Raw genomic sequence first — 20,022 nt, 5'->3', positions numbered from 1 at the left:
TCCTTAATTTCATTTAGGTTCTAATACTGCGCGGATGCGGCGCACGCCAGCAGAGACTGCCTCTTCCTTCACAACTCTAAACTTGCCGAGCTCTGAGGTACTTTTCACATGGGGCCCACCACAAAACTCTTTGGAAAATACATTCCCTTTTTTATCTTGTGCGACATACACAGACACCACATCTCCATACTTTATCCCAAACTCCATTTCGGCCCCCAATTTTACTGCTTCCTCTTTTGACATTTCTTTTCTGACCATATCCAGACCCTCTTGAATTTTTTCATTCGTCAAATCCTCAACCTGTTGTATCTCCTCTGGAGTCATCTTTTGCCCATGAGAGAAATCCAGGCGGATGCGTTCTGCCGTAATGTTGCTTCCCCGCTGGTGCACGTTTTGCCCAAGTACTTTGCGGAGAGCCGCAAGCAATAAATGGTTTGTGGTATGAAGTTTTGTTGTTTCATAGGAGGTATCAGCAAGACCTCCTTTAAACCTTCCTGCTGCTGCAGTCCGGGAAACTTCTTGATGCTTTAAAAACTCTTGCTCAAAACTTGTAGTATCTACCGTAACTCCTTTTTCCCTTGCAAGCTCTAGGGTAACGTCGAGAGGAAATCCATAGGTCTGATAGAGGTCAAAAGCCTCCTTGCCAGAAATATTGTTTCCAGAAAGTTTCTCAAATTCCTTCAATCCATTTTGAAGAGTGATGCGAAACCTCTTTTCCTCTTCTTGGATATGCTGCACAATCTCTTCTCTGCGTTCTGCAACCTCGGGGTATACTTTTTGATATGCGGCAAGTAAAGGATCGACGAACAGGGCCAGATTTCCCTCTTCCATTCCTATTAAATCAGCGTGGCGCACTGCACGGCGAAGCAATCTTCTAACAATATATCCGCGCTCTGTATTAGAAGGAATAACGCCATCTCCAATCATAAAGGCAGCTCCTCTCACATGATCTGCAATGACGCGAAAAGAATTGACGTGTTTCTCGTAGCTCCTGCCAGAAAGCTCTGCTGCTTTTTGAATGAGAGGAAATAGTAGATCTCCCTTGAATACATCTGGCTCATTGTTCACTGCAGCCGTAATCCTTTCCAATCCCCCGCCAAAGTCTACGTTGCGCTGTTTGAGTTTTTCAAAACTCCCGTCGTCCTTCTTTTTGTATTCCATAAATACGGAGTTCCCTATTTCAAGGAACCTTCCACAGTCGCAGTTTGGATGACACTTTTCGCCATACCTTATATCATGTGGAGTGCCAAAGTCGTAAAAAACCTCAGAATCAGGGCCTCCCGGCTCACCTACTGGCATATTGGAAGGGATTCCTGATCTGCTCCACCAGTTTTTTTCGACCCCATAGGCAAAGATGCGCTCCCCCTCCTTTGCCTCAATCCCCCTTTCTTGAAATAGGCGTTTTAAAATGGCAATGGACTCCTCGTCTTTGGGAATATTGTTCTCTGTGTCTCCAGAAAACACGGTGACGTAGAGTTTTTGAGGGTCCAAGCCCATCTCATCTGTTAAAAAAGAGAAAAACCAAGAAAGCTGTTCTTCCTTAAAATAGTCGCCCAGCGACCAGTTCCCGAGCATCTCAAAAAAAGTGGTGTGGCGATTGTCGCCCACCTCTTCTATGTCTTCTGCCCGAAAACTCTTTTGTGAGTTTACCAGACGAGAGCCCATGGGGTGCTTTACGCCCAAAAGGTAGGGAATCAGCGGCTGCATGCCAGAACCCACAAACAAGGTGGTGGGATCATTTTCTGGAACTAAAGAAGAAGAGGGAATAATGCTGTGCCCCCGCTCTTTAAAAAAGTTCAGATACTTTTCTCGTATCTCGTTTGCCCCCATATGGCAAACTATATCACTTCGGTAAAGATAACTCCACCGCCTAAAAGCTCCTCTCCATGGTAAAACACCGCAAATTGCCCCGGAGTAATGGCTCGCTGGGGAACTTCTGGGATTACTCGAATTGAACCATCTTTGAGTTCTTCAATGGTTACAAAAACATCCTCTTGTCGATAACGAAACTTCGCCGAAATACCAGTCTTTTCCTTGAGAGGCAAAAACCAGTTCACATTCTTTACCAAAAGCTCGGATGTCATAATATCCTGTTCTTCCCTCGTTACCTGTAGGGTATTGGTTTCAATATCCTTTTTCGCAACATAGTAAGGCCCACCAGCCAATCCAAGACCCTGTCGCTGTCCTAAGGTATAATAATGGGCGCCGTCATGCTCTCCCAAGACCTCACCAGAAGAAGAAACAATGACACCTGCTTTTTGCGGGATGTGCAAACGCAAAAAATCCCCAATCTCTACCTTTCCCACAAAACATATACCCTGACTATCTTTGCGCTCTGCATTGGGGAGTCCAATCTTTCTTGCAAAAGCCCGTACCTGGGTCTTTGTGTATTCACCGATAGGAAACAAGGTCTTTTCTAATACCTTGGGGCTTATCATGGCCAAAAAGTATGACTGATCTTTGTCTGAATCCTTCCCTTTCAGTAGAGCATATCCTGTATTCTTTTTCTTTACCCTCACGTAGTGTCCGGTAGCAACATGGTCTGCTCCCAGCTCCATTGTCTTTTTGAAAAACAGGCCAAACTTGATTTCTCGGTTGCACATAATATCCGGGTTGGGGGTAACTCCTGCCTCATATCCTTTGAGCATGTACTCCACCACTTTTTCTTTATATTGGTCAATAAAGTTCCAAACATAAAAGGAAATACCAAGATGCTGGGCAGCCAATCTTGCTGAGCGCTCGTCTTCCTGTGTCGTACAGGCTAAGCCTTCTACCCAGCACTTCATATATATTCCAACAACATTAAAACCGGCTCTTTTCAAGAGAGCCGCAGCGACCGAACTATCCACACCGCCCGACATTGCAACAAATACTTTCTTTTTCTTTCTGTTCATGGTTTTTGATTATGCCATAAAACGCACCCGCTGTCACTTCTTCTACTATCCATGCGGGAAGCGGGCGCATGCAATCTGTTTTGCCTCTTTCAAAAGAGATTCCTTGTCGGGAGGCACAAGAGGATACTTACGGGGCAAGAGTACTTTGACCTGCCCCAGAGCAAAATCCTGGAGTGTTGCTATCTGTACTTCATGCTCCACTGAAAGAAGGCGCCTTTGCAGGAGTTTAGGATCATCATCGGGCAGAATCTTAAGTCGTTGAGTTTTTAGAAGCGCTCCCTTGTCAAACTGCTCTGCGACCAATTGAGCTGTTGCTTCCGTCCAGAAGTCTTGCCCGGTTTTACGCACAAACCAGAGACGCGCTGCATGAACACGCCTTCCAAACATTCCTCTCCCGCCGAAATCAGGTCTTCCAGGATCAAGCGGCCCTGGATGTTGGTTTATCATCCTGCCCAAAAAAGCCGCAATCACATTCGCTGGAGTTCTTGGCATCCAGCCATATTGCCCAATGATATCTACGCCTCGTGCCCTGCACGCAGCAAGGATTGCTTCCCCAAATGCTTCGGGGGAAACATACTCCTCGGGTTTGAGAACAAGAACGTCTTTTGGCGCAATCTCTTCTTTGAGAGCCAGCTTAATTCCCCCCGCTTCATTCGTGCTCGCAATTACACAAACGGGCTGCACCGCAAGTTGTCCTGATTTTGAGGCCCGGATAATTGCTTGCGTTGTACTCCCACCCCCAGATATGAGAAGAGCAAGACGAAGTTTACCGCTCATACACCATAATAACAAAAAGAGAGTAACTTTGCAGCTCTCTCTTTTTGTTCCAAGAAAAATATTATTTCTTTTTCTTCTTGCCTTTTTTCTTTTTTGGCATGTTCTCAAGATGAGAAATATCAAGGTGCAGGGGGCGACCACTCCCCGGCATGTACTCTTCTTTACATCATATGCTTGCAAGCTTTCTCGTCAATGTGAATAACTTTTTTTACTGATTCCCTTGCATATTTCCTGCCTGCGGCAGGCAGACCTTAATGAAATGCTTGTAGAAAATCATTGCAATGATAAAGAAGGAAGATATATTTCTTTCAATTCCCTTTTCCACCACGTACCCTCTCGCTTCTTCGTATCAAAATCAGTGAATTGGTACTCATACAACAATGCTCTTACATAGCGTGGCGGAGATTCAGGAAAGGGGTTTTTGGCCAAGAGTTTTAAGACCTGCGGAGAATCTTGCAGTAGCCTAACCATAAAGTTTACAAACCATAGATTATACCTCCCCTCTTCTATGCCACTTTCCAAAGCTCTTTGTGCATGTAATGCCGCAAACCACATTTGCCAATCTAAACGAGGCTGGTGAGGAGCTACGAAGCCAGGTGGTTTTCTCAGATCGCCTGGTTTATACTTGAATTCATACTCTTGCCAGTGCTCTCCATCATTGGAGCCCTCAATAATGAGTTCTGGCCTTGAGGTAGTCATGACTGCAAACAGCCCATAGGTATTCACAATGTGAAAAGGTTGCATAATGCGCAACATACCTTGAGCTGAGCTTGGCAAGGAACCAGAAAACATGAGGGTCATCTGAAGAATACTGAAGAACACAAGGACAAAGGCAATGGTTGCTAAAGCAACTTGTCCGGGGCCCGGTATGATTCGTGGAGAAAAACGTTTGACAATTCTTTCTGCAAACTTCTTTGGAGAGATACGGCTGAGAAAAGCGTCGTCAAGTAAAAACACACAAAGAATAATGGTGAGGAAGTTAAAGAAGGTGTAGTTTCCGGTCAAAAGTATCAAGACTTGGCTGCCTGCGATAAAAAAGGCTGCAACGAGTCTGAGGCGACGGGGTGCAAAAATCAAAAACACAATCCCAAGTTCCACAAAAAACGTAAAACCAACGGAAAACTTTTGAAACCATTCTGGGAGCTGGTGCATATACCAGGCAAAAGGAGTTGGGAGGGGTTGTGTTTGATAATGAAAATTGAGGGCAGTAAAATTTCTCCAGATAATATCCCCGCTTAAGAGCTTGACTGCGCCAGACATCAGGATAAATTTAAACAACAGCCAACGAAACAGCCAGATAACATTTTGAGACAGGGTCAAGAGTATGGCCAAGAACCCTACCTCCAAAAGTAAAATATCCCACTGAAATGACAAAAAGACCTGCCCAACTGTAAAAAGAGATAAATACAAAAACCAGAGGGCAGCCAACAGACGAGTACGGGTTATCCCAAAGATAAGAAGGAGTGATAAAACTGCGCCCACAAGGGCTACCAGGTGCAAAAATAGATCGCTTACATTCAACCAGGCTACCGTAGGAAAAAACCAAAAGGCTTTGGGTCCCAGATTATCTATCAGTACCTCCAAAAAATTGCTGGCAGGCAAAATGCCATTGCTCCCCACAAGACCCGACAACTGCAGGAAGAGCGAGATAAATGCAGTAAGGTAAACGACTCCGAAGAGTCTAAAAAAGAGCCACCGAACAAGAATGTATGAGGGACGGATAAGCTGCTTTCCCCAAAAAACTTTCGTTAAAAAATAGGCAAGACCGCGGTGACGTGCAATAATCCTGTAAAAGAGTTCAGAAAAGAATGCAAAACCAGGAACCCTAAGATACATAAAAAGCAGCCACTTTACTGCCTTACCCAAGGCCAAGGTACGAAATACCCCATGAGCTCCACTGTATATCTTTCCTTTTGGAGTAATGAGCTGAACCGAATTTTTAAATTCCTTGAGGGGGATTGTTGGAAACTGTTCTGCTACCTCTTGAAAAGGAGCATATGCAACTCTATCTCCTGTTAAACTTTTCCAGTAATCAACCCATGCGCGACAAAATGTGCAATCTCCGTCATATACTAATAATGGGAACTCAACTTTCTTATTCTCTTTACTCATCCACTCTATCCTATCAAAAAACCGCCTTCCTAGCGATTCTTTGGCTTGCTTAAATCTCGTTTAGGAGCTAATGGTTCTTCGCATATCTCCTTAATGAAATTTAGGAATCCTTAATTTCATTAAGGAATTATTGGCTAAGATTTTTCGTCAATGTGAATAACTTTTTAGGACTTAAAATCGGTGATGGACTGAAAACTACACTCGCATGGAGCCTTTTTGCACACATGGCAGTTCTCAGGAAACATTGCTGCAAGCTCCTTTGCAACCTCAATATCCCATGAATTACATACACCAAACAGGCAGGAAAGAAAATCTGCGCCCTCTTCAGCTACTTTTTCAAAGTCCTCTTCATTCCTTCCCCCTCGGTATGCCAACACTGCTTCGGCCAGCTCCCCCATTTCCTCTCCCAGATGGATACCCGCATGTTCAAGGGTTCTACTCTCTTTAGGATAAATAACAGAGAACATGCGCTGAAACTCTGCAATGGTTTTTGGCTTCTTGCCGTTTCTTGCTATAACCCTTTTTCGTTTCTTTACCTTCTGTTTTTTGCAAACACACGGACAACTCCCGCAGTATGAACAGAGGCTGGGAAACCTTTGCCAAGTTGCAGCTGCGAGATCAATATGCAACTGATTCATTAAAGACATAAACCAGCAGAGGGCAATCAAAAAATTGAGTGTTGTCTTTTGTCTCTCGCCCTTGCGGATTCCCTTAAGGCCGCGCATGCAAAAGCGCTGCACCTGGGTAAGAATGTCTGTAGTGCTAAAGTAGCGGTCGTTGTTTAAACCGTACACCTGCCGTACAAACTCCTGGTAATCAAGAATACTGCTGTTGCGCTTGAGCGAAGCCATATGGCGAAAGCGAATATCTCCTAAATGAAATTAAGGAATCCTTAATTTCATTTAGGCACTATTGATATTGCTTAAATGAGATTTAGGCAATGTTAGGAAAAGCGGTCAGCTACACTAGAGGCAGCAAAGGATCGGGGCTTTATCATTGGAGTAAATCCATTGCCCCGAATGAGTCCTGTCACCTCCTTAATCATGTCTCTGGTTACACCGTTTTCTCCCACATCAGCATGAATGTACTGAAGCTCATAGGGCACCTTAAGATCTTCTTTTTCTGCTTTAAGAGCAAAGTTCTCTCTCAACCACAAAGCAAGCTGACAAGACAAGAGCACCTCTTCTAAAATCCGGTCATGGATGTTGTAGAACTTGCGGGGTGCGGGGTATCTCACTTTGGTTAAAAAGAACCTGCCTCCTTCCTTTTTGCGCAAGACAACAATAACCACGGGAAAGGTGGGCTCTTCCACAGCAGAAGAATCGCATCCTACAATAATTTCATAGGAGCGTTCTGGTTTTTCCTTGAGATACCCTATAAGTTCTCTGAGAACCCCTTGTAAATCCATTTGGCCTTTTGTGGGGTTGTAAAATGTTCCTTGAGATATAACATCCATAATCTACCCAGTATACTCTTAAAGCGCATTTTTGACAAGGGTGGCAAATTCCTTTGGCTCCAAGGAAGCAGCTCCCACCAAAGCTCCCTGCACCTTTCCCAGCAAGAGAATATGCCGGATGGTTTTTGCATCCACGCTCCCTCCGTACAATACGGGAACGTTTCTTCCTGCCACCTTTTTCATTGTCTGAACCATGTTTGCAATATCTTCTGGCGTAACACGCGTACCTCCCTGCGTGCTGATTGCAGAAGACGGCTCAAACACCACCAGAATGTTTTTAAAACTCTTGGTTTTTTTCATTATCATCTGAAGCTCTCTCGCATTCTCAACGCACAAGATAACACTCAATCCCGCTCTTAAAGCAGCTTGGACTTTCGCTCGTGTCATGCCCAACGTTTCAGCTAAGTACTTCTTTCGTTCTGAATGTCCTATAATGACATACCTGCATCCAATATCCTTGAGCTGCTTTGCGGAAACCTCTCCCGTGAGAGGACCTTTGTCCTCCCAGGAACAATTCTGAGCCCCCAGGGCAACTTTTTTTGTCATCTGGCGCAGGGCCGCAAGATAGGGATAAGGAGGACACACCACAACTTCTACCTTTCCTGATCTTGCTGCCTTCTGTGCAGCAGAAAACAAGGTTTTTGCCTGCCTGAGAGTACCTGGATTCATTTTCCAGTTTGCAATGATGATGGGTTTCATAGCTTTGGTATACCAAGTGTAATCATACTTACCACAACTCCAGCTATTATTGTCCCCTAATCCTTACTAACTATGGGGACAAAATGGCCGCTACCTTTAATACTACCATAGCGTTGTCAGTAGAGACACAATGATCGCGGCCATTATAACCCCAAACAGGATAAGAGGGAATGCCCGGCGAAACGGAATCCCAAACACGAACGCCGCCACCACGGCGGTCCAAGCCCCGGTGAACGGCAAGGGAATTGCCACAAACACCACAAGGGCAAAATCCCGGAATATCTCAAACATCCTCTTTTTGTTCCTACTTGTTTTAGAGAACAACCAGGTAAAATATCGCTCAAAGATGGAAAAGCGACGCGAAAGTTCACCGCTCAAAGCTCCAAGAAAAGGCAAAAGAAGCACCGGAACCATATTCCCTGCAACAGACAAGAAAAAAGCCTGCCAAAGAGGCAATTCATAGACGAGTAAAGCCAAGGGAATAGCCCCCCGTAGTTCTACAACCGGAGAAGCTGCAACAAGAAAGGTGAACAAGGCTTCTTGCATATTGCCCTATTGTACCAGATTCTACCTTGTGAGCACCACAGGTCCTCTTCTGGTAATGGCAATAGTATCTTCAAAATGGCAAAACAGAGAACCATCTTTGGTGTTATAGCTATGGCCATCTTTTGCCAAGACCAGCTTCCAATCTCCCACCGTTACCATGGGCTCAATAGCAATAACCATGCCTTCCTTTAGCTTTTTGCCGGTATGAGCTTTACCATAGTTTAATACCTTGGGATCTTCGTGAAGTTCCCTGCCAATGCCGTGCCCGCAAAGCTCGCGCACCACATTATACCCATTGCTTTCAACATACTCTTGGATGGTGCTTGCAATATCACCTAAGCGATCCCCCACTCGCGCTTTTGTAATACCAAGATTCAAGGCCTTTTTGGTAACCTTAATCAAGTGCTGTTTTTCTTGATTAACCTCTCCGACAGGAAGGGTGCGGGCCATATCCAAATACCACCCCTTCCATTTAAGGCCCATGTCTAAGGTAAGGATGTCTCCCTCTCGGAGCTTTCTTTGAGAAGGCGGAACATGCACTCCTTCTTCATTCACTGCAGTGCACACAACCCCAGGAAACCCTTGATATCCTAAAAACGCAGTCTCAGCTTCAGCCCCCAAGATGAGCTTTCTGGTTACAGCATCCAGCTCCTTGGTTGTCACTCCAGGATTCACCGCAGTGGCAACCCTATCTAAAATGCGGGCGAGGATTGCACCTCCATCCCGCATCTCTCGAATATCTTGTTTTGATTTAACGACAATCACATCAAAAAGGTCTTCAGCTTTCGCATAATCTCCTGGTGAACTTTCTCGACTGACTGCTCACCGTTCACTTCAACAAGTATTTTCTCCATGCGATAGTGTTTTACAGTCGGGGTTACCTCAATCTTGAACCAACGGAGACGCTTATTAACTTCGTTGAGCTCATCATCGACACGCCCGCGCTTGTGCAATCTTTTTCTCGCTTCCTTGTTTGAAAGCTGAATGTGCACAACACGCATATTCTTGTTGGCACTGTAGAACTCCAGCACTTCGTCTAAAAGGAATGCCTCATACAGCTTTCTCGGACTTCCTTCAAAGATAAGGCCTTTGATCTTGCGCTGTGGAAGCAAACGCTCAAACTCGTGAAGCCATAGGTGAAAGATAAGGGGCGAAGGAGCGAGGCCTCCACCATAGATAATCTTGCGTAGTTTCTTGCCGAGAAAGTCTTTCTTTTTTATCCGAGAGCGGAGCAGCTTGCCAGAGCTCACAATGTGGAATCCAGTTTTATCAGAAAGAAGCTTTGCCTGAGTTCCTTTTCCAGATCCCGATTTCCCTAAGATAATAACTATGGGAAAACGTTTAGAAGGTATCATACTCTCTCATTTGAAGCTGGGCGCGTATCTGGCGCATGGTTTCTAAAACCACGGAAACCACAATGAGGAGGGCGGTTCCTCCCAATAAGAATTGAAACGCGCCAATGCCTGTTACCCATTGCACAATAGAGGGCAAGACCGCAATGGTTCCCAAGAACACGGCGCCAATAAGCAAAATGCGGTTTAAGATAAAAGAGAGAAAATGGGCAGTGGAGGCGCCAGGGCGCACTCCCGGTATAAAACCCCCCATCTTTTGCAAGTTTGTAGAAATTGATTTTGGATCAAAGGTTACTGCAGTATAGAAAAAAGTAAACATCACCACAAGCGAAAAGAAAAGAATGCCATATGCCAATTGGTTTACCAAAAAATTCTGAATGGCGTTTGCAATACCTCCAACGACACCTCCAATTCCCACAAGAAAAGAGGCTAGTATGCCAGGAAGAGTCAACAGAGACAAGGCAAAGATGATAGGGATAACTCCTGCCGGGTTCACCTGCAAGGGCAGATATGTTGAAACCCCGCCATACATCTTGTTTCCTCTAATCCGCTTTGCATAGGAAACTGAAATGTTTCTTCGCGCCTCCGTGATAAACACTACCCCTGCAATAATCACAATCGCCATGACGAAAAAGGCAATATAGGCTGGGAGTCGGGTTGGGTCATAAGCAAGCGACAGCTGCCTGATTGAGGCAGGAAATCCTGTAATAATACCCGCAAAAATGAGGAGTGACACTCCGTTCCCAATGCCTTTCTCTGTAATGAGCTCTCCAAGCCACATTAAAAGTATTGTCCCTGCCGTAATCGTTACCAGCGACGTAACCAAGATTTCCGGACTCAGGCGGTCAATGACCTGTTGTTGGGTCAGCAGGGTCAAAAATCCGTATCCCTGCAGCAAGGCAAAGGGTATTGCCAAGTATCGTCCGTACTGGTTAAACCTCTGCCTTCCCGCCTCCCCTTCTTCCTTATACATTCGCTCTAGAGCCGGAACAATCATGGTTAATAACTGCATGATAATGACAGCTGTAATGTAGGGGCCAAGTCCCAGCATAACAATAGATAAACTGTCTAAAGCTCCCCCGGTAAAGAGGTTTAAGAGCCCGAACAGCTGGTTGTTTGCAAAGAACTGCTGGATACGCTCGGTCTCAATGCCGGGCATAGGAATGTTTGCCATGAGGCGGAACAGGACAAACACGCCCAGAACAAACAGGATTTTCTTTCTTAAGTCTGGGATCTGGAATGTACGAATAATGTTGCGAAACCAGGTCATGTGATTTTCCCACCACTCTTTTCAATGGCTTTTTTTGCGCCAGCAGAAAGGATGCAGCCTTGGATTGTGAGCACGCTCTTGAGTTTGCCCAATCCCACAATCTTTACTTTTGGGGTACCGCTCTTTTGTTGCTTAATCAGCCCTTTTGCAACCAGGGCCTTTGGGGAAACCACCTCATCTTTTGAAAACTTCTTTTCAATAACAGCCAAAGAAACCGACTGGGGTTTTCTCTGCCGCTTTACTCTGCGGTATCCCTTGAGTTTAGGATAGCGCTTTAATAGTTCTCTGACAACGGGTGCTGGCCGGTTTCCCGCTCTTGCCTTCTGCCCTTTCATGCCCCTGCCAGAATAGGTACCGCGCTTGCCGCCCCTGCCAATGCGCCTTTTTTGAGGTCTCTTGTGTTTTGGCGTAAGTGTGTGCATCTGCATACTAATTTCGCTTACAATTAAGGTTCTCCTGCAGCAAGGTTCTGCTTTGCAGGTTCTTATTTTGCAGTTTCTTGTTCTGGTTTCTCGTTTTCAGCTTCCTCTGCAACCTTGGGTTCATTTACTTCCCTTACCTTAAGCTTTCTTATAGCAGCTAGGGTTGCTAAAGCATTGTTTAACTTATTTCTGCTCTTTGAAATGGTCTTTGCAGAAATGTTCTTGATACCGGCCTTCTCTGCAATAATTCTTGTCACCCCTCCTGCAACTAGTCCTCGTCCCTTTCGCTGGGGCTTTAACAGAATGTGGGAAGCTCCAAAATGGCCTTCTACCTCATGGGGTATGGTCTCCTCTACAATTGGGACATGCACCAGGTTCTTTGTCGCTTTGCGGGTTGCCTTTTCCACTGCCTGGGCAACATCACCTCCCTTTGCAACGCCAACTCCAACCCGAGATTTCTTGTCTCCGGCCACCACCACAGCACGGAAACGGAATCTCCTCCCGCCAGCTGACACACGCACAACGCGAGCTAAATCCACGAGTTTTGAATCAAACTCGGATTTCTCTCGCGGCTGCCTTCTCTGAGGCTGTCTTCGTTGTTTTCCTGGCATATTAATAGTCGTGGGGTCTAAAATTGTAATCCTCCTTCTCTTGCACCTTCCGCCAATGCTTTAACGCTTCCGTGATACTTATACCCTCCCCGATCAAACACCGCCTTTGAAACTCCTTGGCCTTGAGCTTTCTTAGCTATGGCCTTTCCTACTGACTTGGCAAGCTTCACTCCTGACATTTTTCCCTTGGCTTTCAAATCAGAAACCGCAGCGAGCACATTTCCCGTTTCATCATCCACCAACTGGGCATACAGATGCTGATTGGAACGAGAAACCACAAGCCGGGGACGCTCTTTTGTTCCCTGTATCCTCGTCCTGATGCGACGATGCCGGGCTTTTCTCCGCTCCTTTGCTGTAATCTTTACCATAATCCTTATGCGGCTCCGGTTACACCGGCTGCCTTCTTTCCTACTTTTCTGCGCACAACCTCGCCTTCGTATCTAATGCCCTTACCCTTGTATGGCTCCACGGGACGCAATCTTCGAATGTGGGCGGCAAATTCACCCACCCGTTCTTTGCTGATGCCAGAAACAATAATGACGTTCTTTTGAACTTCGCAAGAAAGCCCTTCTGGAATCTTTAAGTTTACCGCGTGGGAAAAACCAAGAGAAAGGTTTAGAGAGTCACCCTCTACAGCAGCCCTATATCCAGTTCCTTCTATCTCAAGTTTCTTTTGGTATCCTTCAGATACGCCCCATATCATGTTAAAAAGAAGTGTCCGAGTCAATCCCCACAGGCTCTTTGCTTGGTTTGCACGCTTTTTTGAAAGCCCGGCATTCAGGGAAACTACAATCTGGCTATCCTCCATTTTCACTGCAACGTCTGGATGCAAAGCATAGTTAAGCTCTCCTTTAGCGCCTTTCACCTTAGCTGTGTGGTTTTCTAAAATAACCTCAACTCCAGACGGTATTTCAATTGGTTTTTTTCCTATCCTGCTCATAATATTTCACAAAGTAATTCTCCTCCGAGACCTTGCGCCCGTGCTTCCCCCGCGGTCATCAATCCCTTGGAGGTAGAAACGATAACAATACCTCTCCTGCGTGCAATCTTTGTGAGTTGGGACGCTGTCGCATACATGCGCTTCCCTGGTTTTGATATACGCTTCACGTCAGAGATTACCGGCATCCCCTCTTTGTATTGCAGGGTCAGTTCAATAGGCCGCTTGCTTCTTTTGGTCTTTAACTCCACTTTTTTCAAAAAGCCTGTGCGCTCCAAAATCTTTCCAATCTCAAAACGGATCTTAGAAAAGGGAACCTCAACCGTTTCCTTTTTGACAGCTTGAGCATTCTTTATTCTATTAATCATGTCTGCTATAGGGTCTACCATGAAGATTTCGTTATACCAGGTATTAATCCTTTGTTCGCCATTTCCCGAAAACAAATTCGACAAAGCCCAAAGTCTCGCATGAATCCTCTCTTTCTTCCACATCGAAAACATCTTCTCACAACGCGCGAGGCAAACTTTGGCTTCTTTTTTGCTCTTTCAATCTGTGACTTTTTTGCCATACATGTGGACCCCTTTTTGGTAAAAAGGTGTTCAACCTCCAAAAACTTTAAGGTGTCCTTCAGAAATTTGACGATTATATATCATTCCGTTTGCATTGGGAATCCTAACAACTTGAATAATTCCAGCCCTTCCTCTTTGGTCTTTGCCGTCGTAGGGATTGTAACCTCCAGGCTAAAGGGAATCTTTGACTTTTCCAGGGAAATCTCGGGAAAAAACAAATGCTCTGTAATGCCAATGCTCAAATTGCCATGGTTATCGACAAAGGAGGTCTTTAACCCCTGAAAGTCGCGGGAGCGCGGCAGTACAACGTGAACGAGCCGGCCTAGAAAATCATACATCCTTTGCCCCCGTAAAGTTACTTTCACCCCAATGGGAGCTCCTTGTCTCAGCTTGAAGGTTGCAATGGATTTTTTGGCGCGGGTCTGTACGGGCTTTTGTCCTGCAATCTGGCCCATATCCTCTGCAATGGCTTTTCCAATCTTCCCTGCCTCCTCACTGGTCTTTGCAGAAGCCAGCTTCCCAAAAGAAGAATTGAGCACCACCTTTTCAATACGCGGAGCTGCCATAACATTTTTGTATCCGAAGCGTTTTACCATTTCGGGAATTACTACTTTTTCGTATCGCCTTTTCATGTTTTCCATGGTTTAGACTTCTGCGCCACATTTCTTACATATCCTAATCTTGGTCTTCCCTTCCACCCTGTAGCCAATGCGTACTGCCTTGCTGCACTTTGAACACACCAGTTGTACCTTGCTTGAAGGAATGGGATTCTGCTTTTCTATGGTTTGTCCTTTTTCCCCTGATTTGGTTGGCTTGCGGTGCCGCTTCTTAATGTTCACTCCCTCTACCACCAAAAGAAAGTCTTCTGGATACACCCGTGAAATCTTGCCACGCTTTCCCTTTTCTTTTCCCGACATAACCTGAACGGTATCACCTTTCTTGAGTTTCATAGTAGAGTATTTTTAAGAAATTTTAGCAATGTGTTGAATAAAATTCTGAGAAAATACGATTAATATATCGCGCAGCGCTATATGAGTTCTGGGGCTAATGCTGCTATCTTCGTGTATCCCCTTTCTCGAATCTCCCGGGGAAAAGGACCAAACATTCTTCCTCCCATTGGTTCCTTGTCTTTTTCCAAAATCACTGCTGCGTTCTCGTCAAAAGAGATATAGGAGCCGTCACTTCTCCGATAGGGCTTTCTCTGTCTCACCACAACTGCCTTTACCACGTCGTGCTTTTTCACCTGGCGCCGAGGTTCAGCTTCCTTGACCGCTGCCACGATGACATCGCCAATTTCAGCATACCGTCTCCTGGTACCACCCAACACACGAAAACACTGGATGAGCTTTGCTCCCGTATTGTCAGCTACTTTTAAATTTGTCTGCGGTTGAATCATGTTATTCCTAAAACATGAAACATGAAACGTAAAAATTACTACACGTTTCAGGTTTCACACTACACGTTTCACGATGTTCCATCTCTTGTCCTTGCTCATTGGTCGCATCTCCTCAATAATCACTTTATCGCCTGTGTGGTACTCGCTTTGTTCATCATGCGCTTTATACTTCTCATGAGAACGGTATCTCCTCTTGTATTTTGGGTGGGTTTTTAACCTCTCAACCTGAACCACGCGAGTCTTTTGCATCTTGTCTGAAACCACAATGCCGGTTAATTGTCTTTTTGGCATGTTAGCGTTTCTTTTCTTGTAATATCGTTTGTACCTGGGCTATGCTCTTTTTGGTCAAACGGATTTCCCGCACATTCTTTACCTTGCCTGCTGCCAACTGAAAGCGAAGATCCCGTCCCTTTTCTTTCAGGTTCCTGTTCATATCCAGCAGCTCCGTTTCGGTCTTTTTTCTCAGCTCAACCAATTTCATGATTTCTCCCTTGTGACAACACTTGTCTTAACAGACAGCTTTGCTGCGGCCTTGCGCAGCGCCTCCCTTGCCATGTCTTCTGTAATACCTTCAATCTCAAAGATAATCCTGCCAGGCTTTATAGGAAAAACATAGTGATCCACACCTCCCTTGCCGCCTCCCATGGGGGTTTCGGCTCCTTTTCTTGTGATGGGCTTGTCTGGGAAAATGCGAATCCACATCTTTCCTCCCTTGCGCAGGTACCTAATGATTGCTCGCCGTGCAGCCTCTATTTGACGAGAGGGTATCCACTGGGTTCCCTGGGATTTCAAACCATAGCTGCCAAAGGAAAGTTCGGTACCTCGGTTTGCCAACCCTTTGCTTCGTCCTTTCATCCACTTTCTGTGTTTTACCTTCTTTGGTGTCAACATATTAGTCAAATTTTTCTCCTTTGTACAGCCATACCTTCACCCCAATAGTGCCATACGTGGTTCTAGCCTCCACTAAGGCATAATCTACTACAGAACGCATGGTCTGCAAAGGCAAGCGACCCTCTTTTAATCCTTCTCGCCTGGCAATATCCGCTCCACCCAAACGTCCCGCCACCTCCAATTTAGCTCCCTGAATTTCTTTGTTTGCCATAATCTTTTGCATGATCTGCTTTAAGACCCTGCGGTGCGGCATTCTCTTTTCTAACTGCTGGGCAATGTTCTGGGCTATCAGAGTAGCTGACTCTAAGGGGTTCTTGATTTCTCGAATCTCCAAGCGAATGTCTTTTACTCCAACAAGCTTTTGCAGCGCCTTTTTCACAATCTCAATACCAGACCCTCCCCTTCCAATGATCAATCCTGGTCTCCCTGAATTGATAATGACCGTGATGCGCGAAGCCGCCCGCTCAATCTCAATGGATTCCAAAGAAGCATCTTTCAGTTTCTTTTGCAAGAACTCTCGAATGCGAAAATCCTCCTCTAGGGTTTTAGCATACAATCTCTTGTCAACCCAACGAGAAAGCCAGTCCTTGGTTTCCCTGATGCGAAAGATTTTGGGATGTACTTTATGTGTCATGGTTAGATACTTTTTCTTCTAAACATTCTCTGCATTCCTCTCGGTTCCTTTTGCTTTGCGGTTTCCTGCACTGGCCGAAAACTTGGCTTTGCAGTTTTGCCTAAATCTCGGTTAGGAGTTCCTAAACGAGATTTAGGCAGGGCTTTCTTTGTCTTACCCTGCTCAATCTCATCTACCACAATGGTAAGATGGGAAGTCTTCTTCTGGATCTCGTAGGCCTGTCCCCGCGCCCTTGGGCGGTATCGCTTTAACTTTGGTCCCTCGTTTACCGCAATATGGGAGATATATAAATTGGCCACGTCCGCCTCAAAATTGTTCTTTGCGGAAGCAATAGCTGAGTTTAGCGTTTTTAACACCGGCAATGCAGAATGTTTTGCGGCAAATTGAAGCAGGCGTTGCGCTTCCACAACCTTCTTTCCCCGAATGAGGTCAACCGCCATGCGAACCTTGCGAGGTGCCATTCTTAAATACCTCAGTTTTGCCGTTGCTTTCATGTTACTTCTTCTCTGCTGCGGCCGGAGCAGCGCCCGTTGCCGCCTTTTGCTCTATTTCTTTTTGCATCCTTCCACCATGACGGGAAAATTTCGTGGTTGCTGCAAACTCACCCAGTTTATGGCCCACCATCTCTTCATGTACCACAACTTGCACAAAGTCTTTTCCCGTATGCACGCCAAAGATGAACCCAACCATTTCTGGAGTAATGGTGGCTCTCCTAGACCAGGTTTTTAAAACGGTCTTGTCTCCCAGTTTTCGGTTTTTTAACCGATTTTGAAGATTTTCGTCAATGTATGGGCCCTTCTTGAGTGATCGTGCCATGGTTTTTATTTCTTTCGCTTTTTCTTTTTCCTCCGCTGTACAATAAGCTTGTCTGACCATTTCTTCTTTCTGGTTTTCACTCCCAAGGCAGGCTTTCCCCAGGGGGTTTTGGGATGCTTCATTCCCCTTCCGGTCCTTCCCTCACCTCCCCCGTGGGGATGATCCACAGGGTTCATCGCGGTTCCTCTAACCTTGGGGCGTTTTCCTTTCAGGCGGTTTGAGCCTGCATTTTTTACCTTTTGGTATCGGTATTCTGGATTGGAAACCATACCCACTGAAGCAAAACTTTTTGAAGGAATCCTCCTTACTTCCGTGGATGGCAGTGCCAAGTGGGTATACCCTGCATCATGCGAAAGTACCTGAGCTGCGGCCCCCGCTCCACGCACAAGCTTTCCGCCTCGGTCAGGGCTTAACTCCACATTGTACACCATGGTTCCAACGGGAATATTGCCAATGCGCATTCTATTTCCGGTTCGTATCTCAGTCTTGTCTTTTGTCACAATCTCGTCACCCTCTTTGAGCTCATGCGGAGCCAAGACGTAAGAGCGCTCCCCATTTTCATACTCCAGCAAGGCAAGTCGCGCATTGCGGTTGGGATCGTATTCAATGGCAACAACTTTGCCGGGCATGTTAAGATGCCCCTGTGCAAAGTCAACTACACGATAGAGACGTTTTACCCCTCCTCCTCTGTGCCACACGGTGATCCTGCCCCTGTTGTTCCTCCCTCCACTTTTACTAAGATACCTCAGCAATGCTTTTTCTGGTCGTTTCTTTGAAACCTTTGGCATACTATCTTGAAATAACTTCAATGCTTTCTCCTGCTTTTAGTTGAACCACTGCCTTTTTCAATCCTTGTTTTACGCCTTCTCTTCGGCCAATACGAATCTTCTTTGCTGGCTTCTTTATCAAGCGAACGTTTCGAACCGCAACTCCATACAGCGCTTCCACCGACTGTTTCACTGCGTCTTTTGTTGCCTGTGGTTGAACCCGAAACACATACTGCCCCTTCTCCCCCAGCAAGGTTGCCTTTTCTGTGATGTGTGGATTCAACAAAACACTTGGGAAAGAAGGTGCCCTCTTTACCTTCTTTTTTATAACAGGAGCTGACTGTGGAGCGGCTTCATGTTCTTTTGGGTGAGAGTCAACTGCTTGTTTCGCGCGGGCACGTGTCTCGTGGAGTCCTTTTTGAGAGGTCGAAGAACGCCTGGGGTCTAATTCTTTCCTTATTTCTTTTAACTTTTTTAAAAAGCTGAATGGCATAATTAATTCCCAAACGTTTCCTCTAGTATTTTCAATGATTCCTTGGGCAAGATGACATTCGTTGCATTCATGACGTCCAAAACGTTTAACTCTCGCGCCTGCACCGTACTCAAGTACGGAATGTTGCGTGAAGCAAGAATCACCTTTTGCTCCATTGCTGGTAACACCAACAAGGTGCTTTTTTCGTTTAGGGGAAGGTTATGCAGTGCCGCTATCAGCTCCTTGGTCTTGGCGTTCTCAATACCGAAAGAATCGAGTAAGAAAACCTTGCTCTCTCGGAGCTTTTCTGACAGGGCCGAAAACAAGGCCTTCTTTCGCATCTTGGTGTTGAGTTTTCTTTTGTAGTTGCGCTCGCTGGTGGGGCCATGGGTAACTCCCCCCCCCCTCCAGAGGGGAGAACGAGTGGACCCGTGTCTTGCTCTTCCTGTACCTTTTTGTCGCCAAGGCTTCTTTCCGCCTCCTCGCACTTCACCCCGGTCTTTTACCTTAGCTGAAGCTTGTCTTTTGTTCCCCTGCTGAATGATGACTACCTGGTGCACCAAGTCAGGATTCCAGGCAACCCCAAAAATCTTGTCTGACAATTCCAGCTCACCTGCTTTTTCTCCTTTTGTGTTTAGCAATGCCTGTTTCATATTATCCTTGAATAAAAAGGAGTGTACCCGGTCTTCCGGGAACAGCTCCTTTCACAGAAAGCAGATTCTTTTCTGCATCAACCTGCACCACCTGAAGGTTTTTGGTTGTTATCTTTTCCGCTCCCATCCGCCCTGGCATGCGTCTTCCTTTAATAACTCTCTGGGGAAACATGCTTCCAACAGACCCAATGGTTCGTTCCTCATGCTTTACTCCGTGGGTGGCCTTTCTTCCGTGAAATCCGTGGCGCTTCACACCTCCTTGAAATCCCTTTCCCTTAGAAATACCAGAGATTTTCACCTTATCTCCTTCCTCAAACACAGAAACGGTCATTTGGTCCCCAACTTCAAGTTGGCTTCCTTTAATCTCTTTCACTGCCTTGTATCCCTTCTTTTTTGGCTGAAACCCAACCTGCACTGCGTCATACCCATCCTTTTCTTTGGTCAGTTTTCGCAAAACAGAAACAGGGCCAGCTTCAATAACGGTCACCGGAATGACTTTGTCCTCTTTAAATATCTGGGTCATACCCAGTTTTCTTCCTACTATTGCCTTCATATTTACAACAAAACGCCAGGGTGTAACCCTGGCACATCTAACATAGACGTAGTGTGGCTACAACCTCTCCGCCGCTCACAAGGCTGGCTTAGCGTTCATAGAATAGAGTATATGACAATACTCAAAGACTGTCAACACATCAACCAAAAACCGCTCTTAGTGGGCGGTTCCTGGTTTGCTTAAATCTCGTTTAAG

At 45.8% G+C, this 20,022-nt stretch carries 30 protein-coding genes; all 30 read right to left on the bottom strand.

What is annotated here, in order from left to right; all coding sequences use genetic code 11:
- Window positions 1-9: 9 nt before the first annotated feature.
- The 30 genes from IH982_00720 to rplC all read right to left on the bottom strand — a co-directional run bounded on the left by IH982_00720 (window position 10) and on the right by rplC (window position 19,827).
- The gene (locus IH982_00720; protein ID MCH7828381.1) at window positions 10-1,830 is read right to left on the bottom strand and encodes an alanine--tRNA ligase; all 1,821 of its coding nucleotides are present in this window, start codon (window positions 1,828-1,830) and stop codon (window positions 10-12) included.
- A gap of 8 nt (window positions 1,831-1,838) precedes the next feature.
- On the bottom strand, window positions 1,839-2,894 hold the full coding sequence (gene mnmA / locus IH982_00715) for a tRNA 2-thiouridine(34) synthase MnmA (GenBank protein ID MCH7828380.1): 1,056 nt from the start codon (window positions 2,892-2,894) through the stop codon (window positions 1,839-1,841).
- Window positions 2,895-2,939: 45 nt separating this feature from the next.
- Entirely contained in the window at window positions 2,940-3,671 is a 732-nt protein-coding gene (locus tag IH982_00710) for a hypothetical protein (protein MCH7828379.1), read from the bottom strand.
- A 273-nt stretch (window positions 3,672-3,944) separates the two neighbouring features.
- Window positions 3,945-5,783 carry a lipase maturation factor family protein gene (locus tag IH982_00705; protein MCH7828378.1) on the bottom strand — a complete coding sequence of 613 codons (1,839 nt, stop codon included), beginning with the start codon at window positions 5,781-5,783 and terminating at the stop codon, window positions 3,945-3,947.
- A 164-nt stretch (window positions 5,784-5,947) separates the two neighbouring features.
- Window positions 5,948-6,634 (bottom strand): MazG-like family protein, encoded by a 687-nt coding sequence (locus tag IH982_00700; protein ID MCH7828377.1) that lies wholly within the window; start codon window positions 6,632-6,634, stop codon window positions 5,948-5,950.
- Between the two features lie 92 nt (window positions 6,635-6,726).
- Complete coding sequence (locus tag IH982_00695; GenBank protein ID MCH7828376.1) at window positions 6,727-7,239, bottom strand: hypothetical protein; 513 nt, start codon at window positions 7,237-7,239, stop codon at window positions 6,727-6,729.
- An 18-nt stretch (window positions 7,240-7,257) separates the two neighbouring features.
- Window positions 7,258-7,938, bottom strand: a complete 681-nt coding sequence (gene tpiA, locus IH982_00690) for a triose-phosphate isomerase (protein ID MCH7828375.1) — start codon at window positions 7,936-7,938, stop codon at window positions 7,258-7,260.
- Window positions 7,939-8,040: 102 nt separating this feature from the next.
- Window positions 8,041-8,484: a small multi-drug export protein gene (locus tag IH982_00685; GenBank protein ID MCH7828374.1), complete on the bottom strand. Its 444-nt coding sequence runs from the start codon at window positions 8,482-8,484 to the stop codon at window positions 8,041-8,043.
- 21 nt (window positions 8,485-8,505) lie between these two features.
- Window positions 8,506-9,249: a type I methionyl aminopeptidase gene (gene map / locus IH982_00680; protein ID MCH7828373.1), complete on the bottom strand. Its 744-nt coding sequence runs from the start codon at window positions 9,247-9,249 to the stop codon at window positions 8,506-8,508.
- A complete protein-coding gene (locus tag IH982_00675) occupies window positions 9,246-9,839 on the bottom strand; it encodes a nucleoside monophosphate kinase (protein MCH7828372.1) in 594 nt (197 codons plus the stop codon). Before IH982_00675 ends, map begins: the two co-directional genes overlap by 4 nt.
- Window positions 9,826-11,106, bottom strand: a complete 1,281-nt coding sequence (gene secY / locus IH982_00670; protein ID MCH7828371.1) for a preprotein translocase subunit SecY — start codon at window positions 11,104-11,106, stop codon at window positions 9,826-9,828. The genes IH982_00675 and secY overlap by 14 nt, the downstream gene beginning before the upstream one ends.
- The gene (locus IH982_00665) at window positions 11,103-11,534 is read right to left on the bottom strand and encodes an uL15 family ribosomal protein (protein MCH7828370.1); all 432 of its coding nucleotides are present in this window, start codon (window positions 11,532-11,534) and stop codon (window positions 11,103-11,105) included. Before IH982_00665 ends, secY begins: the two co-directional genes overlap by 4 nt.
- 56 nt (window positions 11,535-11,590) lie before the next feature.
- A complete protein-coding gene (locus tag IH982_00660; protein MCH7828369.1) occupies window positions 11,591-12,139 on the bottom strand; it encodes a 30S ribosomal protein S5 in 549 nt (182 codons plus the stop codon).
- Window positions 12,140-12,156: 17 nt separating this feature from the next.
- Window positions 12,157-12,507 carry a 50S ribosomal protein L18 gene (locus tag IH982_00655; protein ID MCH7828368.1) on the bottom strand — a complete coding sequence of 117 codons (351 nt, stop codon included), beginning with the start codon at window positions 12,505-12,507 and terminating at the stop codon, window positions 12,157-12,159.
- A 5-nt stretch (window positions 12,508-12,512) separates the two neighbouring features.
- Window positions 12,513-13,079, bottom strand: a complete 567-nt coding sequence (gene rplF, locus IH982_00650; GenBank protein MCH7828367.1) for a 50S ribosomal protein L6 — start codon at window positions 13,077-13,079, stop codon at window positions 12,513-12,515.
- Window positions 13,076-13,465 carry a 30S ribosomal protein S8 gene (rpsH, locus tag IH982_00645; protein MCH7828366.1) on the bottom strand — a complete coding sequence of 130 codons (390 nt, stop codon included), beginning with the start codon at window positions 13,463-13,465 and terminating at the stop codon, window positions 13,076-13,078. The genes rplF and rpsH overlap by 4 nt, the downstream gene beginning before the upstream one ends.
- Window positions 13,459-13,644, bottom strand: coding sequence for a type Z 30S ribosomal protein S14 (locus IH982_00640; GenBank protein ID MCH7828365.1), 186 nt, complete (start codon window positions 13,642-13,644; stop codon window positions 13,459-13,461). The genes rpsH and IH982_00640 overlap by 7 nt, the downstream gene beginning before the upstream one ends.
- 81 nt (window positions 13,645-13,725) lie before the next feature.
- Window positions 13,726-14,286, bottom strand: a complete 561-nt coding sequence (rplE, locus tag IH982_00635) for a 50S ribosomal protein L5 (protein MCH7828364.1) — start codon at window positions 14,284-14,286, stop codon at window positions 13,726-13,728.
- 3 nt (window positions 14,287-14,289) lie between these two features.
- Window positions 14,290-14,595 carry a 50S ribosomal protein L24 gene (locus IH982_00630; protein ID MCH7828363.1) on the bottom strand — a complete coding sequence of 102 codons (306 nt, stop codon included), beginning with the start codon at window positions 14,593-14,595 and terminating at the stop codon, window positions 14,290-14,292.
- A 77-nt stretch (window positions 14,596-14,672) separates the two neighbouring features.
- Window positions 14,673-15,041, bottom strand: coding sequence for a 50S ribosomal protein L14 (rplN, locus tag IH982_00625; GenBank protein MCH7828362.1), 369 nt, complete (start codon window positions 15,039-15,041; stop codon window positions 14,673-14,675).
- A gap of 54 nt (window positions 15,042-15,095) precedes the next feature.
- On the bottom strand, window positions 15,096-15,332 hold the full coding sequence (gene rpsQ, locus IH982_00620) for a 30S ribosomal protein S17 (protein ID MCH7828361.1): 237 nt from the start codon (window positions 15,330-15,332) through the stop codon (window positions 15,096-15,098).
- Between the two features lies 1 nt (window position 15,333).
- The gene (rpmC, locus tag IH982_00615; protein ID MCH7828360.1) at window positions 15,334-15,522 is read right to left on the bottom strand and encodes a 50S ribosomal protein L29; all 189 of its coding nucleotides are present in this window, start codon (window positions 15,520-15,522) and stop codon (window positions 15,334-15,336) included.
- A complete protein-coding gene (gene rplP, locus IH982_00610) occupies window positions 15,519-15,932 on the bottom strand; it encodes a 50S ribosomal protein L16 (protein MCH7828359.1) in 414 nt (137 codons plus the stop codon). The genes rpmC and rplP overlap by 4 nt, the downstream gene beginning before the upstream one ends.
- A gap of 1 nt (window position 15,933) precedes the next feature.
- Window positions 15,934-16,566 carry a 30S ribosomal protein S3 gene (rpsC, locus tag IH982_00605; GenBank protein MCH7828358.1) on the bottom strand — a complete coding sequence of 211 codons (633 nt, stop codon included), beginning with the start codon at window positions 16,564-16,566 and terminating at the stop codon, window positions 15,934-15,936.
- Window positions 16,567-16,568: 2 nt separating this feature from the next.
- Window positions 16,569-17,060, bottom strand: a complete 492-nt coding sequence (gene rplV, locus IH982_00600; protein MCH7828357.1) for a 50S ribosomal protein L22 — start codon at window positions 17,058-17,060, stop codon at window positions 16,569-16,571.
- Between the two features lies 1 nt (window position 17,061).
- Window positions 17,062-17,382 carry a 30S ribosomal protein S19 gene (gene rpsS, locus IH982_00595; protein MCH7828356.1) on the bottom strand — a complete coding sequence of 107 codons (321 nt, stop codon included), beginning with the start codon at window positions 17,380-17,382 and terminating at the stop codon, window positions 17,062-17,064.
- A 5-nt stretch (window positions 17,383-17,387) separates the two neighbouring features.
- Complete coding sequence (rplB, locus tag IH982_00590) at window positions 17,388-18,170, bottom strand: 50S ribosomal protein L2 (GenBank protein ID MCH7828355.1); 783 nt, start codon at window positions 18,168-18,170, stop codon at window positions 17,388-17,390.
- A 1-nt stretch (window position 18,171) separates the two neighbouring features.
- Complete coding sequence (rplW, locus tag IH982_00585) at window positions 18,172-18,642, bottom strand: 50S ribosomal protein L23 (GenBank protein ID MCH7828354.1); 471 nt, start codon at window positions 18,640-18,642, stop codon at window positions 18,172-18,174.
- A gap of 2 nt (window positions 18,643-18,644) precedes the next feature.
- Window positions 18,645-19,274: a 50S ribosomal protein L4 gene (gene rplD / locus IH982_00580; GenBank protein ID MCH7828353.1), complete on the bottom strand. Its 630-nt coding sequence runs from the start codon at window positions 19,272-19,274 to the stop codon at window positions 18,645-18,647.
- A gap of 1 nt (window position 19,275) precedes the next feature.
- Complete coding sequence (rplC, locus tag IH982_00575; protein ID MCH7828352.1) at window positions 19,276-19,827, bottom strand: 50S ribosomal protein L3; 552 nt, start codon at window positions 19,825-19,827, stop codon at window positions 19,276-19,278.
- Window positions 19,828-20,022 lie beyond the last annotated feature (195 nt).

It is taken from the genome of Patescibacteria group bacterium (assembly GCA_022563395.1).
Classification (GTDB): domain Bacteria; phylum Patescibacteriota; class Minisyncoccia; order Minisyncoccales; family UBA10102; genus 01-FULL-49-22b.
Note: the sequence above shows the minus strand (reverse complement) of the source record. Positions and strands in the feature narration are given on the sequence as shown.